Annotated in this window: 20 protein-coding genes; 6 read left to right on the forward strand and 14 right to left on the reverse strand. The window is 70.7% G+C overall.

What is annotated here, in order from left to right:
* Positions 1-27 precede the first annotated feature (27 nt).
* The gene (locus tag OG943_RS32945) at positions 28-477 is read right to left on the reverse strand and encodes a hypothetical protein (protein ID WP_328604818.1); all 450 of its coding nucleotides are present in this window, start codon (positions 475-477) and stop codon (positions 28-30) included.
* 88 nt (positions 478-565) lie between these two features.
* Here OG943_RS32945 and OG943_RS32950 point away from each other — a divergent pair, with 88 nt between their 5' ends.
* Positions 566-1018, forward strand: coding sequence for a MarR family winged helix-turn-helix transcriptional regulator (locus OG943_RS32950; protein ID WP_328604819.1), 453 nt, complete (start codon positions 566-568; stop codon positions 1016-1018).
* Between the two features lie 59 nt (positions 1019-1077).
* On the opposite strand, the gene OG943_RS32955 is transcribed toward OG943_RS32950, so the two are convergent.
* The 9 genes from OG943_RS32955 to OG943_RS32995 all read right to left on the reverse strand — a co-directional run bounded on the left by OG943_RS32955 (position 1078) and on the right by OG943_RS32995 (position 11853).
* Complete coding sequence (locus tag OG943_RS32955) at positions 1078-1566, reverse strand: RNA polymerase sigma factor (RefSeq protein WP_328604820.1); 489 nt, start codon at positions 1564-1566, stop codon at positions 1078-1080.
* Positions 1567-1661: 95 nt separating this feature from the next.
* Entirely contained in the window at positions 1662-2516 is an 855-nt protein-coding gene (locus tag OG943_RS32960) for an amidohydrolase family protein (RefSeq protein ID WP_328604821.1), read from the reverse strand.
* Positions 2513-4108 (reverse strand): benzoate-CoA ligase family protein, encoded by a 1596-nt coding sequence (locus OG943_RS32965; protein WP_328604822.1) that lies wholly within the window; start codon positions 4106-4108, stop codon positions 2513-2515. Before OG943_RS32965 ends, OG943_RS32960 begins: the two co-directional genes overlap by 4 nt.
* 8 nt (positions 4109-4116) lie before the next feature.
* Positions 4117-5538 (reverse strand): benzoyl-CoA 2,3-epoxidase subunit BoxB, encoded by a 1422-nt coding sequence (gene boxB / locus OG943_RS32970; RefSeq protein WP_328604823.1) that lies wholly within the window; start codon positions 5536-5538, stop codon positions 4117-4119.
* 4 nt (positions 5539-5542) lie between these two features.
* Positions 5543-7198 carry a 2,3-epoxybenzoyl-CoA dihydrolase gene (boxC, locus tag OG943_RS32975; protein WP_328604824.1) on the reverse strand — a complete coding sequence of 552 codons (1656 nt, stop codon included), beginning with the start codon at positions 7196-7198 and terminating at the stop codon, positions 5543-5545.
* A gap of 19 nt (positions 7199-7217) precedes the next feature.
* Positions 7218-7667, reverse strand: coding sequence for a hypothetical protein (locus OG943_RS32980; RefSeq protein WP_328604825.1), 450 nt, complete (start codon positions 7665-7667; stop codon positions 7218-7220).
* A 65-nt stretch (positions 7668-7732) separates the two neighbouring features.
* Complete coding sequence (locus OG943_RS32985) at positions 7733-8635, reverse strand: GNAT family N-acetyltransferase (protein WP_328604826.1); 903 nt, start codon at positions 8633-8635, stop codon at positions 7733-7735.
* Positions 8636-8789: 154 nt separating this feature from the next.
* Positions 8790-11210, reverse strand: a complete 2421-nt coding sequence (locus tag OG943_RS32990; protein ID WP_328604827.1) for a beta-glucosidase H — start codon at positions 11208-11210, stop codon at positions 8790-8792.
* 190 nt (positions 11211-11400) lie between these two features.
* Positions 11401-11853, reverse strand: coding sequence for a MarR family winged helix-turn-helix transcriptional regulator (locus OG943_RS32995; protein ID WP_328604828.1), 453 nt, complete (start codon positions 11851-11853; stop codon positions 11401-11403).
* A 53-nt stretch (positions 11854-11906) separates the two neighbouring features.
* Between OG943_RS32995 and OG943_RS33000 the strand changes: the two genes are divergently transcribed.
* Both OG943_RS33000 and OG943_RS33005 read left to right on the forward strand, forming a co-directional pair.
* Entirely contained in the window at positions 11907-12395 is a 489-nt protein-coding gene (locus tag OG943_RS33000; protein WP_328604829.1) for a DUF1579 family protein, read from the forward strand.
* 51 nt (positions 12396-12446) lie between these two features.
* Positions 12447-13319: an alpha/beta fold hydrolase gene (locus OG943_RS33005; RefSeq protein ID WP_328604830.1), complete on the forward strand. Its 873-nt coding sequence runs from the start codon at positions 12447-12449 to the stop codon at positions 13317-13319.
* A 391-nt stretch (positions 13320-13710) separates the two neighbouring features.
* Here the strand turns inward: OG943_RS33005 and OG943_RS33010 are convergent, their stop codons facing one another.
* Complete coding sequence (locus tag OG943_RS33010) at positions 13711-14472, reverse strand: 2-keto-4-pentenoate hydratase (protein ID WP_328604831.1); 762 nt, start codon at positions 14470-14472, stop codon at positions 13711-13713.
* The gene (locus OG943_RS33015) at positions 14469-15263 is read right to left on the reverse strand and encodes a 2-keto-4-pentenoate hydratase (RefSeq protein ID WP_328604832.1); all 795 of its coding nucleotides are present in this window, start codon (positions 15261-15263) and stop codon (positions 14469-14471) included. The genes OG943_RS33010 and OG943_RS33015 overlap by 4 nt, the downstream gene beginning before the upstream one ends.
* 164 nt (positions 15264-15427) lie before the next feature.
* Here OG943_RS33015 and OG943_RS33020 point away from each other — a divergent pair, with 164 nt between their 5' ends.
* From OG943_RS33020 to OG943_RS33030, 3 genes are read left to right on the forward strand one after another with little or no spacing between them, the layout of a single operon-like run.
* On the forward strand, positions 15428-15931 hold the full coding sequence (locus OG943_RS33020; RefSeq protein ID WP_328604833.1) for a VOC family protein: 504 nt from the start codon (positions 15428-15430) through the stop codon (positions 15929-15931).
* A gap of 57 nt (positions 15932-15988) precedes the next feature.
* Positions 15989-16561, forward strand: a complete 573-nt coding sequence (locus OG943_RS33025) for a hypothetical protein (RefSeq protein ID WP_328604834.1) — start codon at positions 15989-15991, stop codon at positions 16559-16561.
* A 43-nt stretch (positions 16562-16604) separates the two neighbouring features.
* The gene (locus tag OG943_RS33030) at positions 16605-17006 is read left to right on the forward strand and encodes a CoA-binding protein (RefSeq protein ID WP_328604835.1); all 402 of its coding nucleotides are present in this window, start codon (positions 16605-16607) and stop codon (positions 17004-17006) included.
* Positions 17007-17279: 273 nt separating this feature from the next.
* Here OG943_RS33030 and OG943_RS33035 read toward each other — a convergent pair whose 3' ends face one another.
* Together OG943_RS33035 and OG943_RS33040 are read right to left on the reverse strand one after the other, a co-directional pair.
* The gene (locus OG943_RS33035; protein ID WP_328604836.1) at positions 17280-17948 is read right to left on the reverse strand and encodes a response regulator transcription factor; all 669 of its coding nucleotides are present in this window, start codon (positions 17946-17948) and stop codon (positions 17280-17282) included.
* Positions 17949-17950: 2 nt separating this feature from the next.
* Entirely contained in the window at positions 17951-19393 is a 1443-nt protein-coding gene (locus OG943_RS33040; protein ID WP_328604837.1) for a HAMP domain-containing sensor histidine kinase, read from the reverse strand.
* Positions 19394-19650 lie beyond the last annotated feature (257 nt).

A 19650-nucleotide genomic window follows, 5' to 3' on the forward strand; every position in this document is an offset into this window, starting at 1 on the left:
CCCGACCCTAGCGAGCCTCGGCCGTGGTTACAGCATGTTGTGCCGCGGCCGCCCCGAGAGCAACCGCACCCCGTCGTCCTGGCGGCAGCCGATGAATCCGGCGATCACGGCGGCGAGCCCGAGAGCGACCAGCGCGGCGGACAACACCACCAGGCCGGCCGTCTGGGCCAAGAGCGGATGCGACCGGAACAGGTCGGCCCCGGCGAGGCCGGACACCACCAGGCCGACGCAGCCGAGCACCAGCCAGCGCCGTCGCAGCCGGACGGTGCCCGCGATGCTGTAGATCCGGAAACCGACCAGCTCCTCGCAGTACTCACAAGCCACCGCCTGCACCCGGCTGCCCTCGTCCGGACGCTCGGGGAGCGAGCAGGTGCGGTAGGTGGACTTGGTGACATCGCCGGTGAACCGCGACTCGTAGCTCTTGCCGATCAGGTGGCCCAGCTTCACGGTGGGCCGGGCGGTGAGCGTCCTGACCACGGGCGGCCCTCCTTGAGCGTCGGTGCGGATCACTCTAGGAGCAAGCGCCGGTCTCTCGCGCGTGAGAAATAGCGGTACCGTGGCTCGCGTGATCCCTGACCCGAACACGGACGACGACGAGATCGTGACCTGGTGGGGCCTGGTGATCGAGGGCTACCTCGCGACGCAGGACCGGCTCATGGGCGAGATCGCCGACCGGTTCGGCCTGGCGCCGGCGTCGTTCGACATCCTGCTGCGCCTGGTGCGCTCCCCCGACCACCGCATGCCGATGACCCGCCTGGCCACCGAGGCCGCCCTCTCCAGCGGCGGCTTCACGAAGGTCGCGGACCGCCTGGTCGCCGCCGACCTCATCTGCCGCGTGCCCAGCCCGGACGACCGCCGCGTCACGTTCGCCTCGCTCACCGACCACGGCCTCGACGTCGCCAAGCGCGCCCGCACCGCCTGCGCGGAAATCCTGCGCCGAATCGTCCTGACCCCACTCGGCGACGACGCCCCGGCACTGGCGGAAGCCATGCGCACGCTGCGAACGGTGAACGGCTGACCAGGCTTGTGAGTGTTTATGACGGTTAGAACCGTCATAAACACTCACGAGTCCGGTGCTCACGGGTAGCTGAAGCCTTCCGACGTCAACCGGTGGCGAAGGGTGGCGAAGCAGCGGCGGCGGAGCGCCGAAAGGCTGCCCGGGGCGACGCCCAGCGCGGCGGCCACTTCGCGGGGCGAAAGGTCCGGGCAGTAGGCCAGCAGGACCAGCAACCGGCGGTGGCGGTCAGGCAGGCGGTCGACCGCGCGCCACAGCGCCGTGTCCCGTTCCGCAGCCAGGAACGCCGCTTCCGGGGACGCCACGGGCTGAGTGTCCGGCGCCGCCCCGTCCCGCGCGCGGCCGGCGATCGCGCGGGCCGCGTGGCGGCGGGCGACCGTGGTCAGCCAGCCGCCGAGACGGGTCTGGTCGCGGAGCACGACCGGCCGCCGCAGGAAGTCGAGCCACGCGGACTGGCAGGCGTCCTCCGCGTCGCCCCGCAGGCCCGGATCGGCGGCGAGCACCCGGACCACGAGTGCGGAGAGTCTTCGGAGGTCGGTCTCGCCCCACATCGCGGTGTGTCCCTTCGTCGCCGTGTCACCAAACGCAGACGCCACTCACCTGCGCACGGATCCGGCAAAAAGGGACAAACCCCGGAAAGGGTGAATTACCGCAACCCGGGCATCAATCGCACCGCATTGCCCGACAGGACACCCTCCAGCACGTCCTCAGGCAGCCCCAGATCCGCCACCGCGCGGACGTTCACCGCGGTGCCCGGGATGCCCGGCCAGTCCGTGCCGAAGATCCACTTGCGTGCGAGCCGCACCAGGTCGAAGCGGGCGTAGTACTCCGGGAGCTTCTTCGGGGGCAGGCCGGCCAGGTCCAGCCACACGTTCGGCCGCGCCTGGGCCATGAAGGCGGCGACGTCGTACCACCAGCCGCGGCCGCCGTGGGCGAAGACGAAGTCCACCGTCGGGAAGTCCTCGACCACGTCCGACAGCAGCAGCGGATCGCCGAAACTCGCCCTGGCGCCGGGAAACACCGAAAGTCCCGAGTGGAGGATCACCGGCACGCCGCGTGCCGCGCACAGCTCGTACACCGGGTAAAGCTCTTTGTCCGCCGGGGAGAACGCGCCGTGCACCGGGTGGATCTTCAGCGCCACCGCGCCCAGGTCCAGCTGCCGCGCCACCTCGTCGCGCACCGGGTGGTGCAGGTACGGGTTCACGTTCGCCACCAGGCGGAAACGCTCGGGATTGTGCGCCACCAGCGGGAGGTTGTCCTCGATCGGCTGAATGCCCGTCGCACGCGGGCTGTACTCGCAGAACAGCAGCACGCGGTCGACGCCCTCGGAGTCCATCAGCTCGTCCATGGCCGCGGGGATCACCGCACCGTCTTCGTCGTACACCGTGCGCCACGGGTACGAGCCGGCGAAGTCGCGGGCCCAGTCCAGCCAGGCCGGTTTCAGCGTGGGCAGGCGCGGGGTGTGGACGTGGGCGTCGACCACGAAACGACCGTCGATCATGCGGTCCAGTCGATCACGCCAGCGGCTCCGCCCGCGAGCAGCGACTCGCGGACCAGCTCGCGGATCACGTTCCGGCGGACCTTGCCGGTGGCCGTCTTCGGCAGCTCGGCCAGCTCCACCACGCCACGCGGCCGCTTGAACGCCGCCAGCCCCGCCCGGCAGAACTCGATCAGCTCGTCCGCGTCCACTTTCTGTTGCGGCGCCGCGACAACACACGCCACCGGCTTGTCCAGCCCGTCGGCGTCCGGCGCCGAAACCACCGCCACCTCGGCGACGGCGGGGTGCTCCAACAGCCGTTCCTCCACTTCGGACGGTGACACCCAGATCCCGCCCGCCTTCAGCATGTCGCCGAAGCGGCCGAGACAGGTGTACGTGCCGTCCTCGTTGCGCACGTAACTGTCGCCCGTGCGCAGCCATTCACCCTGGAACACGAGCTTCGTGGCGTCGTAGCGCGCCCAGTAGCCCGTCGCCGTGGACGGGCCGGAGACGAACAACTCACCTGCCTGCCCGACGGCCTCGATCAGCGCACCCGCCTCGTCGCGCAGCTGCACCTGGTACCCGGGCACGGCGGTGCCCGTGCTGCCCGGCCGGATCGTGCCGGGGCGGTTGGACAGGAAGATGTGCATCGCCTCGGTGGACCCGATCCCGTCCAGGATCTCCACGCCGAAGCGGTCGCGGAAACGCGTGAAGATGGCCGCCGGCAACGGTTCCCCGGCCGAAACGGCGTAACGCACCGAGGCGAACGAGTCGTCCGGGACGTCGCTGGCCAGCAGCGCGGCGAAGAACGTCGGGACGCCGAAGAACAACGTCGGCTTGTCGGCCTTCGCGCGGGCCGCGAACAGCGCGGGCGTCGGACGCGAGGGCTCCAGCAGCGTCGTCGCGCCGACGGCGAGCGGGAAGAACGCCGAATTTCCCAGCCCGTAGGCGAAGAACAGCTTCGCCACGGACAGGAACCGGTCGTCCGGCGTCGTCTCGAGGATTTCCTTGGCGTACGTCTCGCACACCGCGCGGATGCCCGCGTGCCGGTGCATCGCGCCCTTCGGCTGCCCGGTGGTGCCCGAGGTGTACAGCCACAGCGCCGGCGAGTCGGCCCACGTGCGCGCGGTACTGAACTCGGCATCGTCCACAGTGGTCACGTCGGTCCAGTGGTGCGCGCGGACGCCCGGCGGGAACTGCGCCGGGTCCGCCCGGTCGAGCAGCACGTCGGTCACCTCCGGCGCGATCCCCAGCGCCGCCACCGCCTGCCCGGCGAACTCGCCGGACACCGCGAGCACCCGCGCCCGCGAGTCGGCCAGCACCCGGCCCAGCTCCAGCCCGGTGACCATGGTGGACACCGGCACCGCGACGGCGCCCGCGAGCATCGCGCCGAGGATCCCGGTGAGCAGCTCGACGTCGTCGACCATGCACAGCATCACCCGCTCCTCCGGCCGCACGCCCAGCGACCGGAGCCCGGACGCGACCCGGTGGGCCTCCGCCGTGAGCTCGGCGTAGCTGAGCGTCCGCCGCGCGGACACGACCGCGGGGGCGTCGGGCTGCCCCGCGCCCAGCAGGTATTCGGCGGCGTTGAACCCGCCGCTCGCCGGAACCGTCATGGCCCCCCTCAGGTGAGGTGCACGTACTCGTAGTCGAAGGGCTTGCCGTTGATGCCCTGGCGCGGCGGCGCGACCCAGCTGGCGATCTTCCCGCGCTCGTACACCGGGTGCATGAGCGAGCGGACGAACGTCAGGTCCTCGGTCGTGGGCAGCCACTGGTGCTTCGCGGCCTGCCACGTCGCCTCGTCGACGATGGTGCCGTCGGGAGTGACGTGGTGGCCGGAGTTTATGCCGACCTCGCGGTTGAAGCCAGGGTGCGGCAGCTTGAACCGGAACCCGATGCCGGCGTCGTCCAGGATCTTGTTCCAGCGCTTGACGCCGGTCTGGCAGTCGGCCACGTACTCGCCGCGCAGGTCGAGGTTCAGCAACAGGATCGCCTGCAGCTCCTCCGACGTCCACGTGCCGTCCTCCCGCGGGCGGTCCAGCGTGCGGGCGTCGTCGGTGAGCTTGTGGTCGTCCTTGCGGCGGCCCTCCTGCCAGCGGCCCTTGAGCCCGGCGGTGTAGTAGTTCGCCGCGTTCGTCGAGGTCTCGCTGCCGAACAGGTCCAGCGACACGGTGTAGTGGAAGTTGATGTACTTCTGGATGATGTCCAGCGGGATGCCGCCGTGCGAGCCGATTTCGAGGGTGTCGTGCTCGCGCACCAGGTCGGCGCTGCGCTGCACCACGCGGTCGACCCCGGTGGTGCCGACGAACATGTGGTGCGCTTCCTCCTTCAGCATGAACTCGCAGGTGCGCGAAAGCGGGTCGAACGAGCTTTCCTTGAGCGTGCCCAGCTGGTACTTGCCGTCACGGTCGGTGAAGTAGGTGAACATGTAGAAGGCCAGCCAGTCGGCCGTCTCCTCGTTGAACGCGCCGAGGATGCGCGGCGCGTCCGGGCTGCCGGAGTTGCGCAGCAGCAGGCTTTCCGCCTCGTCCCGGCCCTCGCGGCCGAAGTAGGCGTGCAGCAGGTAGACCATCGCCCACAGGTGACGGCCCTCCTCGACGTTCACCTGGAACAGGTTCCGCAGGTCGTACAGGCTCGGCGCGGTCAGCCCGAGCAGGCGCTGCTGCTCGACCGACGCGGGCTCGGTGTCGCCCTGGATCACGATCAGCCGCTGCAGGTCGGCGCGGTACTCGCCCGGCACCTGCTGCCACACCGGCTCGCCCTGGTGCTCGCCGAAGGCGATGCGGCGGTCCGGGTCGCGCTCGGCGAGGAAGATGCCCCAGCGGTAGTCGGGCACGTTCACGTGGTCGAAGTGCGCCCAGCCCTCCCGCCCGACGCTGACGGCGGTGCGCAGGTAGACGCCCTCGGTCTGCAGCGTCGGGCCCATCTCGCCCCACCAGTTCATGAACTTCGGCTGCCAGCCCTCCAGCGCCCGCTGCAGCCGCCGGTCGTCGGCCAGGCTGACGTTGTTCGGGATCTTGGCGTCGTAGTCGATCCGTTCGGGCATCTGCTCAGACCCGCTTCCTGTCGAAGACCGCCTTCTGGCCCGTGCCGTAGCGGCGCAGGGCGCCCTCCGGGCCGGAGGCGTTCGGTCGGGTGAAGATCCAGTTCTGCCAGGCCGTGAGCCGGCCGAAGATCTTGGTCTCGATGGTTTCGGGGCCGACGAACCGGTGGTTCGCCTCCATCCCGGTGAGCGCGTCGGGGCTCAGCGACGCGCGGCCCTCCAGCGCGATCCGGATCTCGTCCTCCCAGTCGAGGTCGTCCGGGGCGTCGGTGACCAGGCCCAGCTCGACGGTCTCGGCGGGGGCCAGCGCGTGGCCGCGTTCACGGGCCAGCCAGGCGACATGGTCGTCGTCGCCGTAGAAGCGCGACTGCAGGCGGGTGAGGCCGTTGCCCATCGGGAACGGGCCGAAATTGGCCTCCGACAAGATGATCGACGCCCGTTCGTCGCTATCCTCGTCGTCAATGGGCGGACCGTCCAAAATGTACTGACGGTCGGCCGCCAGCGCCAGCTCCAGCAGCACCCCGGCGAAGCAGCTGCCCGGCTCGATCAGCGCGATGAGCGTGCGGCTGGTGACGTCGAGGCGCTTCAGCGTGCGCTTGTAGTAGTGCAGGATCTCGTTGCTCAGCCAGCCCTTCGCGCCGAGCACGGCCTGCTCGTACGCGAGCACCTTCGCCGGGTCGCCCTCGGTGCGCAGCACCCACGTGCCCAGCTCGTTCTCGTTGGTGCGCAAGCGAAGGATGGCGTCGTCCAGCTCGCGGGTCATCGCGAGCAGCCAGCCGTCGGCGCCCTCGGCGTGCAGGTCGCCGGGGTCGCCCTGCGGGCCGTGGACGGTGAGTGTGGCCACCGAGCCGGCCCGGTCGTAAGCGACGTCGACAAACCGGTATTTCAGGCCGTTTTCGGTGTCCTCGCAGTTCAGCGGGGTCAGCTCGACGCCGCCGTCGGCGGGCAGGCGGTCGGATTCGTCGGCCAGGTCCCGCGCGCGTGACAGCACGGTCTCGCGGAATTCCTGGCGCGGCACCAGCTCGTCGACCAGGCGCCAGTCGACGGCGGTCTTGCCCTTGACGCCGTCGGAACGCGTCGCGAACACGTCCGCGCGGTCGCGGCGCACGCGGCGCTTGTCGACCACCCGGGTGAGGCCGCCGGTGCCGGGCAGCACGCCGAGCAGCGGCACCTCGGGCAGCGCGACCGTCGACGAGTTGTCGTCCACGAGCAGGATCTTCTCGCACGCCAAGGCGATTTCGTAACCGCCGCCCGCGCAGCTCCCGTTCACCGCGGCCAGGTACCGCTGACCGGAGTGCTCGGTGGCGTCCTCGATGCCGTTGCGGGTCTCGTTGGTGAACTTGCAGAAGTTCACCTTCCAGTGGTGCTCCGACGCGGCGAGCATGCGGATGTTCGCGCCGGCGCAGAACACCTTGTCCTTGGCGCTGGTCACGACGACGGCGCGGACCCCGGGGTGCTCGAACCGCAGCCGCTGGGTCGCGTCGTACAGCTCGATGTCGACGCCGAGGTCGTACGAGTTCAGCTTCAGCTCGTACCCGGGCACGATGCCGCCCTGCTCGTCGACGTCCATCTCCAGCCACGCGACGTCGTCGTCCACGGTCAGGCGCCAGTGCCGGTAGCTGTCCGGATGGCGCTCGAAGGTCACCGGTGTGGGGGTCGTCACCCCATCGATTGTCTACACGTTAGTGACCAACGTCAATGTTATGTAGGACTTGATCGACGATACTCACCCGGTTGAGCCGCATGGCCGCCCAGCAGACGAAGATCCACAGCGCCAGCGCGGACAGCGCGTCGGTGAAGACCGTGGCGTACCAGAACGCCGGGATCCGCAGCGTGCCCACGAGGAAGTGGGCGGCGCTGGCGAGCCCCGAAAGCGAGTAGACCAGCAGGAACGCCAGCGCGCGCCAGTACCGGCCGTTCCGGTAGTCGCGATAGCCGAGCGCGCCGAACGTCGTGAACAGCACCCAGCCGAACGCCACCACTATCTGCGTCGCCAGGACGCTGATGCCCTGGAGCTGCGGGTAGTCCTGCGCGCGGACGACGTTGTGCGTGTAGTGCAGAACCGTGGTGAGCAGCGTGAACCCCAGGATCACCCGCAGCGGAGTGAGGCCCTTTTCTTTGAGAACGTCCACTATTCTTCGCCCCCTGATGACTAGATAGATCGCTCTAGCGAGGAGAGTACACGCTGCTCACGCCGTCAGACCAGGTCGATCCGGTGGGTCTTCACGGGGTAGCCGGCCTTGGCGAACGCGGCCGCCATGGGGACGTTCGCGACGTCGGTGCCCGCGACGATCCGCTCGGCCCCGTGGCCGGCCAGCTCGTGGGTCGCCTCCACCAGCAGGTCGTAGGCGTAGCCGTGGCCGCGGTGCTCGGGCACGACGGCGACGTAACCGACCACGTGGGCGTGCGGATTCTTGGTGGGCGCGATGAGGCCGACGACCTCTCCTTCACGCGAGTACGCGAGCCGCCACCAGTCCCGTGGGCCCCGCATCCCGCGCAGGATGTCGAGGTCCTCCTGCGCGGCGGCGTTCAGGCCGTGCTCTTCGACGGTGCGGCGGACGTGAGCGTCGAGGCTGCCCACGTGGATGCGCCGGAAGATATCGAGCACCACGTTGTCGTCCGGCTCGGGCCGGAACGTGAGGCGGCCGGGTTTCGGCGGGAGGCCGTTCGCGGGGCTCCAGTCGTAGTAATAACGCTCGACCAGGAACTCGAGCCCGGCGGCCTCGGCCACCTGGATCCGCTCGGTGGCCTCCTTGGCGACGTCGGGGCGGTCGCGCCAGCCCGGCGGCGTCATGAGGGAGAACTCGGCCCGCCACGGCGCGGTGCGGAGCAGGTGGACGCCGGCGTCGAAATCGGTGAAGTCGAGCCAGTCCAGCGCGACCGGGACTTCGGCGTCCGGACCGCCCCACCAGGCGGCACGGGCCACGACAACGTCCTCGCGCAGCGCCACCCAGGTCCACTCCGGGCGGTACTCGCCGCGGGCGGCTTGTTCGGCGTAGTCCTGCCCGAGCAGGCCGCGGCCGACGAGGCCGGCGGTGGGCAGGGAGGTGAAGAGGTGTTCTTCGCCCGCGACGAGCGGGCGCACGACCAGATCGGTCATGGAAGTCCTTCCGGGAAAGCGCGCCCCCGTCAGGTCCTCGGCACCCTCTGCCCGAGGTGGGAGCGCGTGAACGAGTTACCGGACATCGGTCCCACCTCCCTTTCTGGTCTACGAGGGTGCTTGCGCGTACTCAAGCGCCTCCCGGCCCGTGGGGTCAACGGGTTTTCCCGAGCGTCGCCGTGGTGCTGCGGCGGGGGTCGGTGCTGGAGTGGGAGGCCTCGAAGACGTACTCGCCACCGTTGTGCCGCCAGGCGCCGGCCCGCCAGGTCTCCGCGGCCCGCGGCTCGACGTGGATCAGGGCCGTGACGCCGTCGCCGGGGCCTGCCTCGACGGTCGCGAAGCCCGCGAGCCAGCGGACCGGTCGCTCCGCGTCGGGCTGCGCCGGGGAAAGGTAGACCTGGACGACTTCGCGGCCGGCGCGGTCGCCGGTGTTGCGCAGGCGCACGCGAACCGCCGCACCGCCTTCGGGCGTCGGGACGACGGCGAGGTCGTCGTAGCTCCACGTGGTGTAACCGAGGCCGTGGCCGAAGCAGTACGCGGCGTCCGGCTGGGCGGCGCGGTAGCCGATGAACACGCCCTCGTCGTACTCGAGAATCCCTTGCCGCGGCTGGACATCCGCGACCGGGCTCTGCGCGAGCGTCGCGGGCCAGGTGGTCGGGAGGCGGCCGCCGGGCTCCTCGTGTCCGAACAGGACACTCGCGAGCGCGGCGCCGCCGGACTGGCCGGGGAACCAGGTGAGCAGGATCGCGGCGACGTCCTCGCGCCACGGCAGCTCGACCGGCGCGCCCGCGTTGACCACCACGACAGTGTTCGGGTTGGCCGCGGCGACTTTCGCCACCAGCTCGTCCTGACGGCCGGGCAGCCGCAGGGAAGCGCGGTCGAAGCCCTCGCTCTCGACCTCCGCGGTGGTGCCGACGACGACTACCGCGACCTCGGACTGCCCGGCCAGCCGGACGGCCTCCTTGAGCGCGGCGTCCGGGTCCGGCGCCGGTTCCTGGTGGCCGAGCCCGAAAACGAGCCAGGCGAACGAACCCTGCGCGAACGCGCGCAGCTCCTTGGGCACGCGGTAGGTGAGGCGGACGTCGACCGGCTTTCCGGCCTCCAGCTCGATTTCGCGGCGGTGCTCCCGCACCTTCATGATCGCGGTGAAGATGTCGCCGGACGGGATGCTCGGGCCGTCGAACAGGGTCTGGCGGCCGACCCGCAGGGTCAGGTGGCCGGTGCCGGTGATGCCGAAGGTGTGGGTGCCGGAGACGGCCGGGGTGAACGTGCCCGCGATGTCGACCGAGTCGAGCGTGTCGAAGTCGAGGCCGCGCGGCAGCTCGCCGATCCAGTCGATTTTCCCTTCCCTGAGGGCAAAAGTGGCGAGTTCGGAGCCGCCCGCGTCGTGCACCATCGCGCGGAGCCGGAAATTGTCGGTGGCCGGAGGTAGCGTCGTTCTCGGGTCGGCACCGAGTGCGTAACGCAGCTCGGTGCCGTGAGGAAGGGCGGCCCGCAGGCCGTCCAGAGGGGAGATGATGTGGTCGGGGAACACGGTGGCGCTGCCGCCGCCGAGGATCTTGGGGTCGGTGGCGAGGGCGCCGATGAGCGCGATGCTCTTCGGAGTTTTGAGCGGAAGCGCGGCTTCTTCGTTGCGCAGCAGCACAAAAGACCGTTGCGCGACTTCCTGCGCGAGCGCGTCTCCGTCTATTTCGGACGGATTCGGCGGCTTCTGGTCGGTGAACGCGTGCGTGCGCTCGGCCAGCATCAGCACTCTGCGGACCATGGCGTCCACCCGTCTCGGGCTGACCTTGCCGGCGCGCACGGCCTCGGCGAGGCGCTCGCCGTAGACGGTGTTCGGGCCGGGCATCGCGATGTCGAGCCCGCCCCTGGCCGCGCCGACGGTGTCGCGCGCGGCGAGCCAGTCGGAGACCACCACCCCGTCGAAGCCCCACTCTCGGCGGAGCACGCCGTTCACCAGCGCGTCGTGCTCGGTCATGGTGCGGCCGTTCACGCTGTTGTAGGCGGCCATCACGCCCCAGGGCTTCGCTTGGCGCACAATGATTTCGAAGGGCGCGAGGTAGAGCTCGCGCAGGGTGCGCTCGGCCACCTGCACGTCCACGGTGAAGCGCTCGGTCTCGGAATCGTTGGCCACGAAGTGCTTCACGGTCACGCCGACCCCGCCCGACTGCACGCCGATCACGTAACCGGCGCCGATCAGCCCGGTCAGGAGCGGGTCCTCGGAGTAGCACTCGAAGTGGCGTCCGCCCAGCGGCGAGCGTTGCAGGTTGACGGTGGGCGCGAGCAGCACGTGCACACCCTTGCGCTGGGCCTCGCCCGCGAGCAGCCCGCCGACCCGCCGGGCCAGCGAGGGGTCCCAGGTGGCGGCCAGCGCCGTGGGGCTCGGCAAGGTCACCGAGGGATCGCCGGCGCTCCACTGCACACCGCGGACGCCGACCGGCCCGTCCGAGAAAACCAGCGCACCGAGGCCGATCTCCGGCACCGGCGGCAGCGACCAGACGGTGGCCCCGGCGAGCAGGCGCGTCTTGGTCTCGAGGTCCAGCTCGTTCAACAGGGCGTCCAGGTCACGAGTCACCAGGCGGAGAGTAGCTCAAGTTACCGCTTTGTTACCACGATCGACATCCGGCGCCCATCTGGCCCAAATCTCGCGCGTTTTCCCGGCTCGCGGCTCATTACGGCTGAACCCGGCCATCCTGCCAACCATGATCGATCTCCCTTTCTTGCCAACAAAAACCCGACAGGCGGCCCGCGCTGGTCCAGTCGGCCTACTCGGCCGCCGCGTCAGCCAGGTGTTCCCGGAGCACCCGCAAAGTCCGCAAGGTCACCGCCAGCTCGTCGGGCGCGATGCCGGATGCCACCCCATCCGCCCAATTCGCCTGGCGTCGGCCCAACGTCGCCAGGGCGGTGCGGGCCTTCGGGGTCAGGTGCAGCAGTGGCGCACGACCGTCGGCGGGATTGTTGGCACGGGTCAGCATTCCATTGCGCAGCAAGCGGTTCACCGTCTCCTGCACGCTCTGCCGCCGCAAGCCGCGACGGCGGGCAAGTTCGGCGGCAGATGCGGGGCCGTCCTCAAGGAAGCCGACCACCTGCCACTGCGCAGCGGTCAGCCCGACCACACCCGCCAGCGCGTCACCGGCTGTCAGCAGTGCGCCGTTGGAAAGGAAAACCTCGTTGACGAGCTGGGTGAGCGTTTCGGCTCGGGCGGACCTCCGTGTCATGCGTGCTAGCCTCGCACATCGACAGGCACCTGTCGAAATGAACGGAGCGGCCGATGAACCTGCCCACCCGAGGCGAAGCGCACGAAGCCCTCACCGCGCTCGTCGGCGACTGGGCTGGCACCGAGGAACTCGCCGCGTCACCGTGGGCGCCCGCCGCCACCGCGACAGCCACCTGCCAGTACCGGCTGGCGCTCGACGGCTTCGCCCTCCTCCAGGACTACGCGCAGACACGCGAAGACGGCTCACATCTTTTGGGCCACAGCGTTTTCACCGTCGACCCGACCACTGGCGAGACCCTCTGGTACGGCTTCGACAGTTACGGTTTCCCGCCCGACTCACCCGGTCGCGGCGGCTGGACGGAAGGCACGCTGTATTTGGAGAAGAAGACCCCGCGTGGCGTCGCCCGTCATCGGCTGACCCCGGACGGCGATGTCCTCACCCACGAGATCGACGTGAAACTGGGCCAGGCCGCCGAGTTCACCCCGTTCCTGCGCGCCCGGTACACCCGCGAAGCCGAGCAACCCGGCGCGGGCGAGGGGTGAATGCCGTCACGTCGGCCTGCGGTCGTGGGGTGGACCGGAAACACTGGTGACATGACCGAGTCCATGATCGAGGCCAACGGTGTGACGCTCTGTCACGAGACGTTCGGCGACCCGTCGGGGCGTCCGCTGTTGCTCATCATGGGACTGGCGGCGCCGATGATCTGGTGGGACGACGAGTTCTGCGAGGACCTGGCCGCCCGCGGCTTCCGCGTCGTCCGCTTCGACAACCGGGACGTCGGCCGGTCGTCACGGATGGCCGGGCGCGCGAACCTGCCACGCGCCTACCTGCTGCGTTCCGCGCCGTACACGATCGCCGACCTGGCCGACGACGCCGCCGGACTGCTCGACGCGCTCGGCATCGGGCAAGCGCACGTGGCCGGTGCGTCGATGGGCGGCATGATCGCGCAAACGCTCGCCATCCGGCGGCCGGAGCGAGTGCTGTCGCTGACGTCGATCATGTCCACCACCGGCAACAGGCTCGTGGGCCGCCCAAGCCTGCGCGCCGCGACGATGATGCTGGCCACGCAGCCGCGCACGCGCGAGGAGTACGTCGCGTTGCTGCTGAAGACGTTCCGGCTGATCGGATCGCCGGGCTACCCCTTCGACGAGAACCGGATGCGCAACCGCGCAGAACGAACCTTCGACCGCGGCGTCCATCCCGGCGGCGCCATCCGCCAACTGGCCGCCATCGTCTCAACCCACGACCGCACCCCAGCACTACGCCGCCTCACCGTCCCGTCCCTCGTAGTGCACGGCGCGCGCGACCCTCTGGTCCACGTCTCCGGCGGCCGCGCCACGGCCCGCGCCCTACACGCCGACCTGGACGTCATCCCAGGCATGGGCCACGACCTCCCCCGCGAAGCCTGGCCCCGCGTCATCAACGGCATCACCCGCATCGCCGACCGGGCCACCACCAAGCCCTGAACCGGTCACCAGTCACCGACTCACCGGCTCACCGCGCGAACGCCCCCGCCGAACACTGAACCATCCGACAAGTACCACCCCGGCCCATCGGCTCACCGCGCGAGCGCCTCCGCCGAACGCCGGCCCACCCGACTGGCGCCGTCCCGGGCACCGGGCAAGTTTCGCCGCCGGACGCTGGGCCACCCGACAAACACCACTGGGCCACCAAGCCACCGGGCCCATCGGACGCCGAGCCACCGAGCCACCGAGCCACCGAGCCACCGAGCCACCGAGCCAGCATTACTGCCGGGCGCCGAGCCACCCGACAAGCGCCCCGGGCTGCCAAGCGACCAGGCAAGCGGGTGCGCGGCACAGCCGGGCACCGAGCACCGAGTGCCGACCGGCGCCGAGGTCATCCGGCGAGTGTCACCGAGCCCAAATGGGAAAAGTGGGCCGCCACTCGGGAGCCCCGGCGCAGGTCCACCGCGTCGGTGAGGCCGCCCGTCAGCACCAGCCAGCCGGGTTCGAGGGCGAGACCGCGGGCGCCCAGCGCGTTCGCCGCGAGCGCGAGTGCTTCGGCGGGATGGCCCTGGACGGCGGCGCCCGTCGCGGTGTCGACGATCTGGCCGTCGACCTCCAGTAGCGCGGCCTCCAGCGAAAGGTCCATTGAGGACGGTGGCAGGCCGACCGGACCAAGGCAGAATGCCGCGGACGAACCGTTGTCCGCCACCACGTCCGGCAGCGTGAACCGGTAATCAGTGAAACGGCTGTCGATGATCTCGATTCCGCCGTAGACGTGGGAGACCGCGGCCAGCGCCGTCGCCGCCGTCACGCCAGGCCCCGCGAGGCGCCGGTCCAGCACGAAGACCAGCTCCGGCTCCGCGCGCGGGTGGATCAGCCTCGGGACGGGCTGGCCGGCGGGCAGCACCATCGCGTCGGTCAGCCAGCCCAGCAAGGGCGAGCTGATGCCCATGCGCTGCTGCTTCGCACGAGAGGTCAGGCCGAGCTTCACGCCCACCAGCGTTTCGCCGCGCTCTCGGCGCAGGCGCAGGGCCTCGTCCTGGATGGCGTACGCCGTCGCGACGTCCAGTTCTGGCCAGGACTCGGTCAACGGCGCGCGCGCCTCCGTCGCGGCGAGCAGCTCCGCGGCCGCCTCGCGGATGCCGAGACTCATGCGTCCTCCCCGGAAAACACGGCAGTCACGCTGCCAAGGCCGGCCATCGTCGCGACGACCGTGTCGCCGGGGCGCACGGGATGCGCCCGGGTCATCGAGCCCGGCAGCACCACGTGCCCCGGCTCGAGGGTCACGCCGAGCGGGCCGACGGTGTTGGCCAGCCAGACGAGCGCGTTGATCGGCGAGCCCAGCACCGCGCCGCCCGCGCCGGTCGCGACCAGTTCGCCGTTCACGTGCAGGGTGCAGCCAGCCAGCCGGAGGTCGACGTCGCCGAGCACGGTCGGACGGCTGCCGAGCACCACGCCGCCCGACGAAGCGTTGTCGGCGATCGTGTCGACGAGCGCGATGCGCCAATCCTTGATGCGCGAGTCGACGATCTCCAGTGACGGCAGCACGAAGTCCACCGCGCGCACGGCGTCGGCGACCGTGACCCCGGGCCCGCGCAGCGGCGCGCCGAGCACAAACGCCACCTCCGGCTCGATCCGCGGCTGCAGGAACTTCGTGGTCGGGATCGGCTGGTGCTCGAGGTGGAACATCGACCCGGTCAGGTGCCCGTAGTCGGGCTGGTCGACGCCCATCTGCCGCTGCATCGCGGCGGAGGCGAGGCCCACCTTGTGCCCACGAACCGGGTCGCCGGCGCCGGCCCAACGGCGCACCAGCTCCTGCTGGATCCGGTAGGCGTCCTCGGTGGTCGCGCCCGGGAAGGCCTCGACGAGGGGATCGATCGGCTCGCGCGTCTCGTGCGCGCGTTCCAGCCGGGCGACGGCTTCCTGCAGTTCGCTGGCGTCCATGGGCTCCTTCCGACGCGACGAACTCTGCCGCGCCGGCCCCGCGCGGACAACACCCCCGTTCCACTGGACGGGACAACCAGTTCTCTCGCTCGACAACCTCTTGCACGCAAGAGATTATCGGCGTACCGTTTCGGAACACAGGCCCCAGAGAGGACGTGACCCCGATGGCACCCACCGAGTCCGAAGTCGCGAAGCTCGCCGAAGTCCGCGACCGGTTGCGGGACAAGCACCTTCACCCCGTCGCCGAGCGACCGGCCACCAGCGGCCGCGGCATCCACCACACCGCGCTGATCTCCAGCGACGTCGAGCGGACCATCGCGTTCTACCAGGACATCCTCGGCTTCCCGCTCACCGAGCTGTTCGAGAACCGCGACTACCCGGGGTCCAGCCACTTCTTCTTCGACGTCGGCAACGGCAACGCCCTCGCCTTCTTCGACCTGCCGGGCCTCGACCTCGGCCCGTACGCGGAGGTCCTCGGCGGGCTGCACCACCTCGCGCTGTCCGTGCCGCCCGAGCACTGGGCCGAGCTGCGCGGCCGGCTCGACGACGCGGGCGTCGCCTACCAGCTGGAAAGCAAGACGTCGATCTACTTCCCCGACCCGGACGGCGCCCGCATCGAGCTGATCGCCGACGACCTCGGGGAGATGTACGGCTCGAAGATCGGCTGAAGCCGTGGTCGGCGCGGCCTTCCTCCCTTACCCTGTGGCGCGAGAAGAGGGAGAGCCATGTCCGATTGGTCTTCATCCCGGGCGAAGGCGCGAGTGGACCACCGCGAGCACCTGGACGAGCTGGTCGCCCGCATCCGCTTCGAGGTGCGGCTGCACCTGAACGAGCCCGCCGCCCTGAGCGCGTACGACGACCTCACCGACGTCTTCACCACCGGCCACGGCGAGTGCGCGGCCCTGCTCAGCCACCGGCGGGTGCTGCCGTGGTGGGAGCGGCGGCTGCTCGCCCGCTTCGCCCGCCGCCTGCACGGGCGCGTCATCGTGGGCAGCGTCGCCGACGTGCCGGCCGGCGCGGCGGCCGAGGCCGTACGCGGGTTCCGCACCGAGATCGCCCGCCTCGCCCCGGATTCCGGCGACACGGGCGCCCGCTACGACCTGCAGGGCCGCGGTCTCGCCACGGTGTTCCGCCTCGCCCTCGGCGCCGGCGGCGAGGTGTGGCCGGACCGGCACGACGTCGCCACCACCTCGGCCCGCAACATCCTGACCTGCACGGGCGCGTTCCTGCGGCGCAAGCCCTGGCACCTCGTCTGGCCGGTGTACCGGGTCCGCGGGCTGCGGCTGTGGAAGCTCTGACCCGCCCGCGGAATCCCCGTCCCGCCGGGAGCGTTCCACCGGTATGAACCCCGAAGAGATCCTCGCGAGCGCGAAGACGATCGCGGTCGTGGGCCTGAGCCGCGACCCGGCGAAGGCGGCGCACGGGGTGCCGGCGACCCTGCAGGCACACGGCTTCCGCATCATCCCCGTCCACCCATCGGCGACGGAATTGCTCGGCGAGAAGGTCTACCGGTCCTTGAAGGACATCCCGGAGCCGGTGGACCTCGTCGACGTCTTCCGCCCGTCCTCCGAGGCCGCTGGCATCGCGGCGGACGCCGTGGCAATCGGCGCGAAGGCACTGTGGCTGCAGCAGGGCATCGTTTCCGCCGAGGCACGCCGCATCGCCGAGGACGCCGGCCTCGAGTACGTCGAGGACCGCTGCACCGCCGTGGTCCGGGCTGTCGCGGGGATCTCGAAGAACTGAACCCGCTCCGGGTGACGGTCGATGCTGCTTCGTGAACCGACCTGCATCCGCGCGCGGCCCGGCGTCTCATCACACGCCCGCTTCGCACCACGCCGCGCCGCCCGGCGTCGCGCTACGCACCGCACTCGTTCCGGTCCGCACCAGGCCCGCGCCGCCGCCAGGTCGTGTTCAGTCTGCATCAGGCCTGCGCTGCCAGGTCATTTCCGTGTCGTGGCTGGGCGCTACGCCGTTCACCGCAGGCGCCACGCTCGCGCCGCAGGCAGGCGGCCGCGGTCAGGTCACGAGCCGATAGCCCACCCCCCGGACCGTCTCGATGGTGTGTGTGCCGAACGGTGCGTCGATCTTGCGCCGCAGATAGCCCACGTAGACCTCCACCACGTTCTCGTCGCCTTCGTAGTGCGCGTCCCAGACGTGGCCGAGGATTTCGTTCTTGGTCAGCGCCGCGCCCTGGCGCCGCAGCAGGAACTCCAGCAGGCCGAACTCGCGCGCGGTCAGTTCGATCCGCTTCTCTCCTCTGTGGACGGTCCGGGCCGCCGGGTCGAGCCGGAGGTCTGCGGCTTCGAGCACGGCGGGACGGGCCGGCGCGCCGCGGCGGAGCAATGCGCGCAGGCGGGCGACGAGCACGACGAACGAGAACGGCTTGGACAGGTAGTCGTCGGCCCCGAGGTCGAACGCGTCGGCCTCGTCGTACTCGCCGTCCTTGGCGGTGAGCATCAGCACCGGCGTCCAGTTCTGCGCCGCGCGAAGGCGTTTGAGCACCTCGTACCCGGACAGCTCGGGCAGCATGATGTCCAGCACCACGGCGTCGTAGTCGTGCTCGGTGGCCGACCACAGCCCGTCCGGTCCCGTGTGCGCGACGGACACGGTGAAGCCCTCCGCGACGAGGCCGCGGCGCAGGGTCTCCGCGAGTTCGCGTTCGTCCTCGACGATCAACAACCGCATGGTCAGTCCTCCTCCGACAGATCGAACCGGGGCAACTCGATGCGGAAGTGCGCGCCGGGGTAACGGGGGTCGTGGACGTCGGCGTAACGCGCGTGGCCGCCGTGGCGCGCGGCGATGCCGGCGACGATCGGCAGCCCGAGGCCGGTGCCGCCGTGCCCGCGTTGCCGCGACGCGTCCAGGCGGACGAAACGCTCGAAAATCCGTTCGCGGTCCGCTTCGGCGACGCCGGGCCCGTCGTCGCTGACCTCGACCACGACGCTGTCGCCGTGCACCGAGCTGGCGACGCGGATCCGTTCACGGGCGTGGCCGCGGGCGTTGTCCACAAGGTTGCGCACGGCCCGGCGCAGCTGCGCCTCGCTCCCGTGCACCTTCGCGGGACCGGCCCGCACCTCGATCTCGACCGGCCCTTCCGCGCGCACACGCTCGGCCTCGGCGCGGACGATGTCGTCGAGGTCCACTTCGGTGCGCGACGGGCGGTCGGTGGTGTCGTCGGTGCGGGCGAGTACCAGCAGGTCGTCGACGAGTTCACGCAGCCGCGCGGTCTCGCGGGTGATCACCGGGACCAGTTCGCCGGTGGTCTCGGGGTGCTGGGTCGAGACGTCGAGCGCGGTGCTGATGGTCGAGAGCGGGGAGCGCAGTTCGTGGCTGGCGTCGGCGACGAACCGGCGTTGCGCGGCCTGCGCGGACGCGAGGCGGCCCAGCATCCCGTTGAGCGTCACGGCCAGGCGGTGCACCTCGTCCCCGCCGGGTGGCAGTGGCACGCGCGAGGCGAGGTCGCGGGTGGAGATCTCGGCGACGGTGCGGCGCATCTGCTCGACCGGCCGCAGCGCCGAGCCGACCGCGCGGTACACCGCGAACCCCGCGATGCCCAGCAGTGGCAAGGAAATCAGCGCGAGCAGCAGGGTCAGCCGGGTGGACGCCTCGGTGACGGGTTCCAGCGACCGCGCCGAAATGACCGTGAACGGCCCGCCCGGCCCACTCACTTTCTGCGAGACGACGCGGTATTCACTGCCGTCGCCGTTGAGCCCGAGCGGCAAGGTCTCGACGGTCTCGTGCCCCAGCACCGGCCGCGCCGTGGTGAGCGGCGGCTGCCCGGTGATGGCGGGGTCGCTGGCGATGGGCGTGCTGCGTGCGTCGAGCACCTGCGTGACGGCTTCGGTGTCGCCGGTGCTGGCGACGTCGCTGGCGGACAGGTCCCGCGTCCCTTCCCGGATGAGCTGGATCGCCACCTGACGGCCCGTGCTGCGCGCACTCTCGGTGACGCTGCGGTCGAGCGACTCCTCGAGCAGCAGCACCACCACGACGCACGCGGTCGCGATGGCGAGCGCCAGCGCCACCACGGCAACCGCGGTGGTGCGCATCCGAACGCCGGTAGCGGCGATGACCTTCACATACGCAGCGTAACGGTCCCAGCCGGTCGCATCGGCGGGCAGCGGCTCAGTCATCCACATCCGGGCACCCCTGTGGACAACTCCGGCTGAACCCGCTTTCCGTCGGGGGGCGGCGGTAGGCTGGGTTGGGGACGCCCCCCAGGGCCGGGTGGGGGCTGTGCTGGGTCAAGTGTGGGCTGCGCTGGGCCGAGCGAGAAGTGTGGCGGGCAGGGTGGGTGTTGGTGAAGCTGCTCGGGTTTGTGCCGTCTCGGTGCTGGTCGGTGGGTTGGATCGGGCCGCCGCGTTCGGTGTGGTTGGCGGGTGTGGCGCGA

It is taken from the genome of Amycolatopsis sp. NBC_00345, assembly GCF_036116635.1.
GTDB lineage: Bacteria > Actinomycetota > Actinomycetes > Mycobacteriales > Pseudonocardiaceae > Amycolatopsis.

Bases quoted from the DNA above. Each gene is read 5' to 3' on its own strand.
- OG943_RS33025 (WP_328604834.1), top strand. From the start codon at position 15,989: ATGTCCGATTGGTCTTCATCCCGGGCGAAGGCGCGAGTGGACCACCGC.
- OG943_RS33015 (WP_328604832.1), bottom strand. From the start codon at position 15,263: ATGGACGCCAGCGAACTGCAGGAAGCCGTCGCCCGGCTGGAACGCGCG.
- OG943_RS32955 (WP_328604820.1), bottom strand. From the start codon at position 1,566: ATGTGGGGCGAGACCGACCTCCGAAGACTCTCCGCACTCGTGGTCCGG.
- OG943_RS32960 (WP_328604821.1), bottom strand. From the start codon at position 2,516: ATGATCGACGGTCGTTTCGTGGTCGACGCCCACGTCCACACCCCGCGC.
- OG943_RS33005 (WP_328604830.1), top strand. From the start codon at position 12,447: ATGACCGAGTCCATGATCGAGGCCAACGGTGTGACGCTCTGTCACGAG.
- OG943_RS32995 (WP_328604828.1), bottom strand. From the start codon at position 11,853: ATGACACGGAGGTCCGCCCGAGCCGAAACGCTCACCCAGCTCGTCAAC.
- OG943_RS33020 (WP_328604833.1), top strand. From the start codon at position 15,428: ATGGCACCCACCGAGTCCGAAGTCGCGAAGCTCGCCGAAGTCCGCGAC.
- OG943_RS32985 (WP_328604826.1), bottom strand. From the start codon at position 8,635: ATGACCGATCTGGTCGTGCGCCCGCTCGTCGCGGGCGAAGAACACCTC.
- boxB (WP_328604823.1), bottom strand. From the start codon at position 5,538: ATGCCCGAACGGATCGACTACGACGCCAAGATCCCGAACAACGTCAGC.
- OG943_RS32965 (WP_328604822.1), bottom strand. From the start codon at position 4,108: ATGACGGTTCCGGCGAGCGGCGGGTTCAACGCCGCCGAATACCTGCTG.
- OG943_RS33000 (WP_328604829.1), top strand. From the start codon at position 11,907: ATGAACCTGCCCACCCGAGGCGAAGCGCACGAAGCCCTCACCGCGCTC.
- OG943_RS33040 (WP_328604837.1), bottom strand. From the start codon at position 19,393: ATGACTGAGCCGCTGCCCGCCGATGCGACCGGCTGGGACCGTTACGCT.
- OG943_RS33010 (WP_328604831.1), bottom strand. From the start codon at position 14,472: ATGAGTCTCGGCATCCGCGAGGCGGCCGCGGAGCTGCTCGCCGCGACG.
- OG943_RS33030 (WP_328604835.1), top strand. From the start codon at position 16,605: ATGAACCCCGAAGAGATCCTCGCGAGCGCGAAGACGATCGCGGTCGTG.
- OG943_RS33035 (WP_328604836.1), bottom strand. From the start codon at position 17,948: ATGCGGTTGTTGATCGTCGAGGACGAACGCGAACTCGCGGAGACCCTG.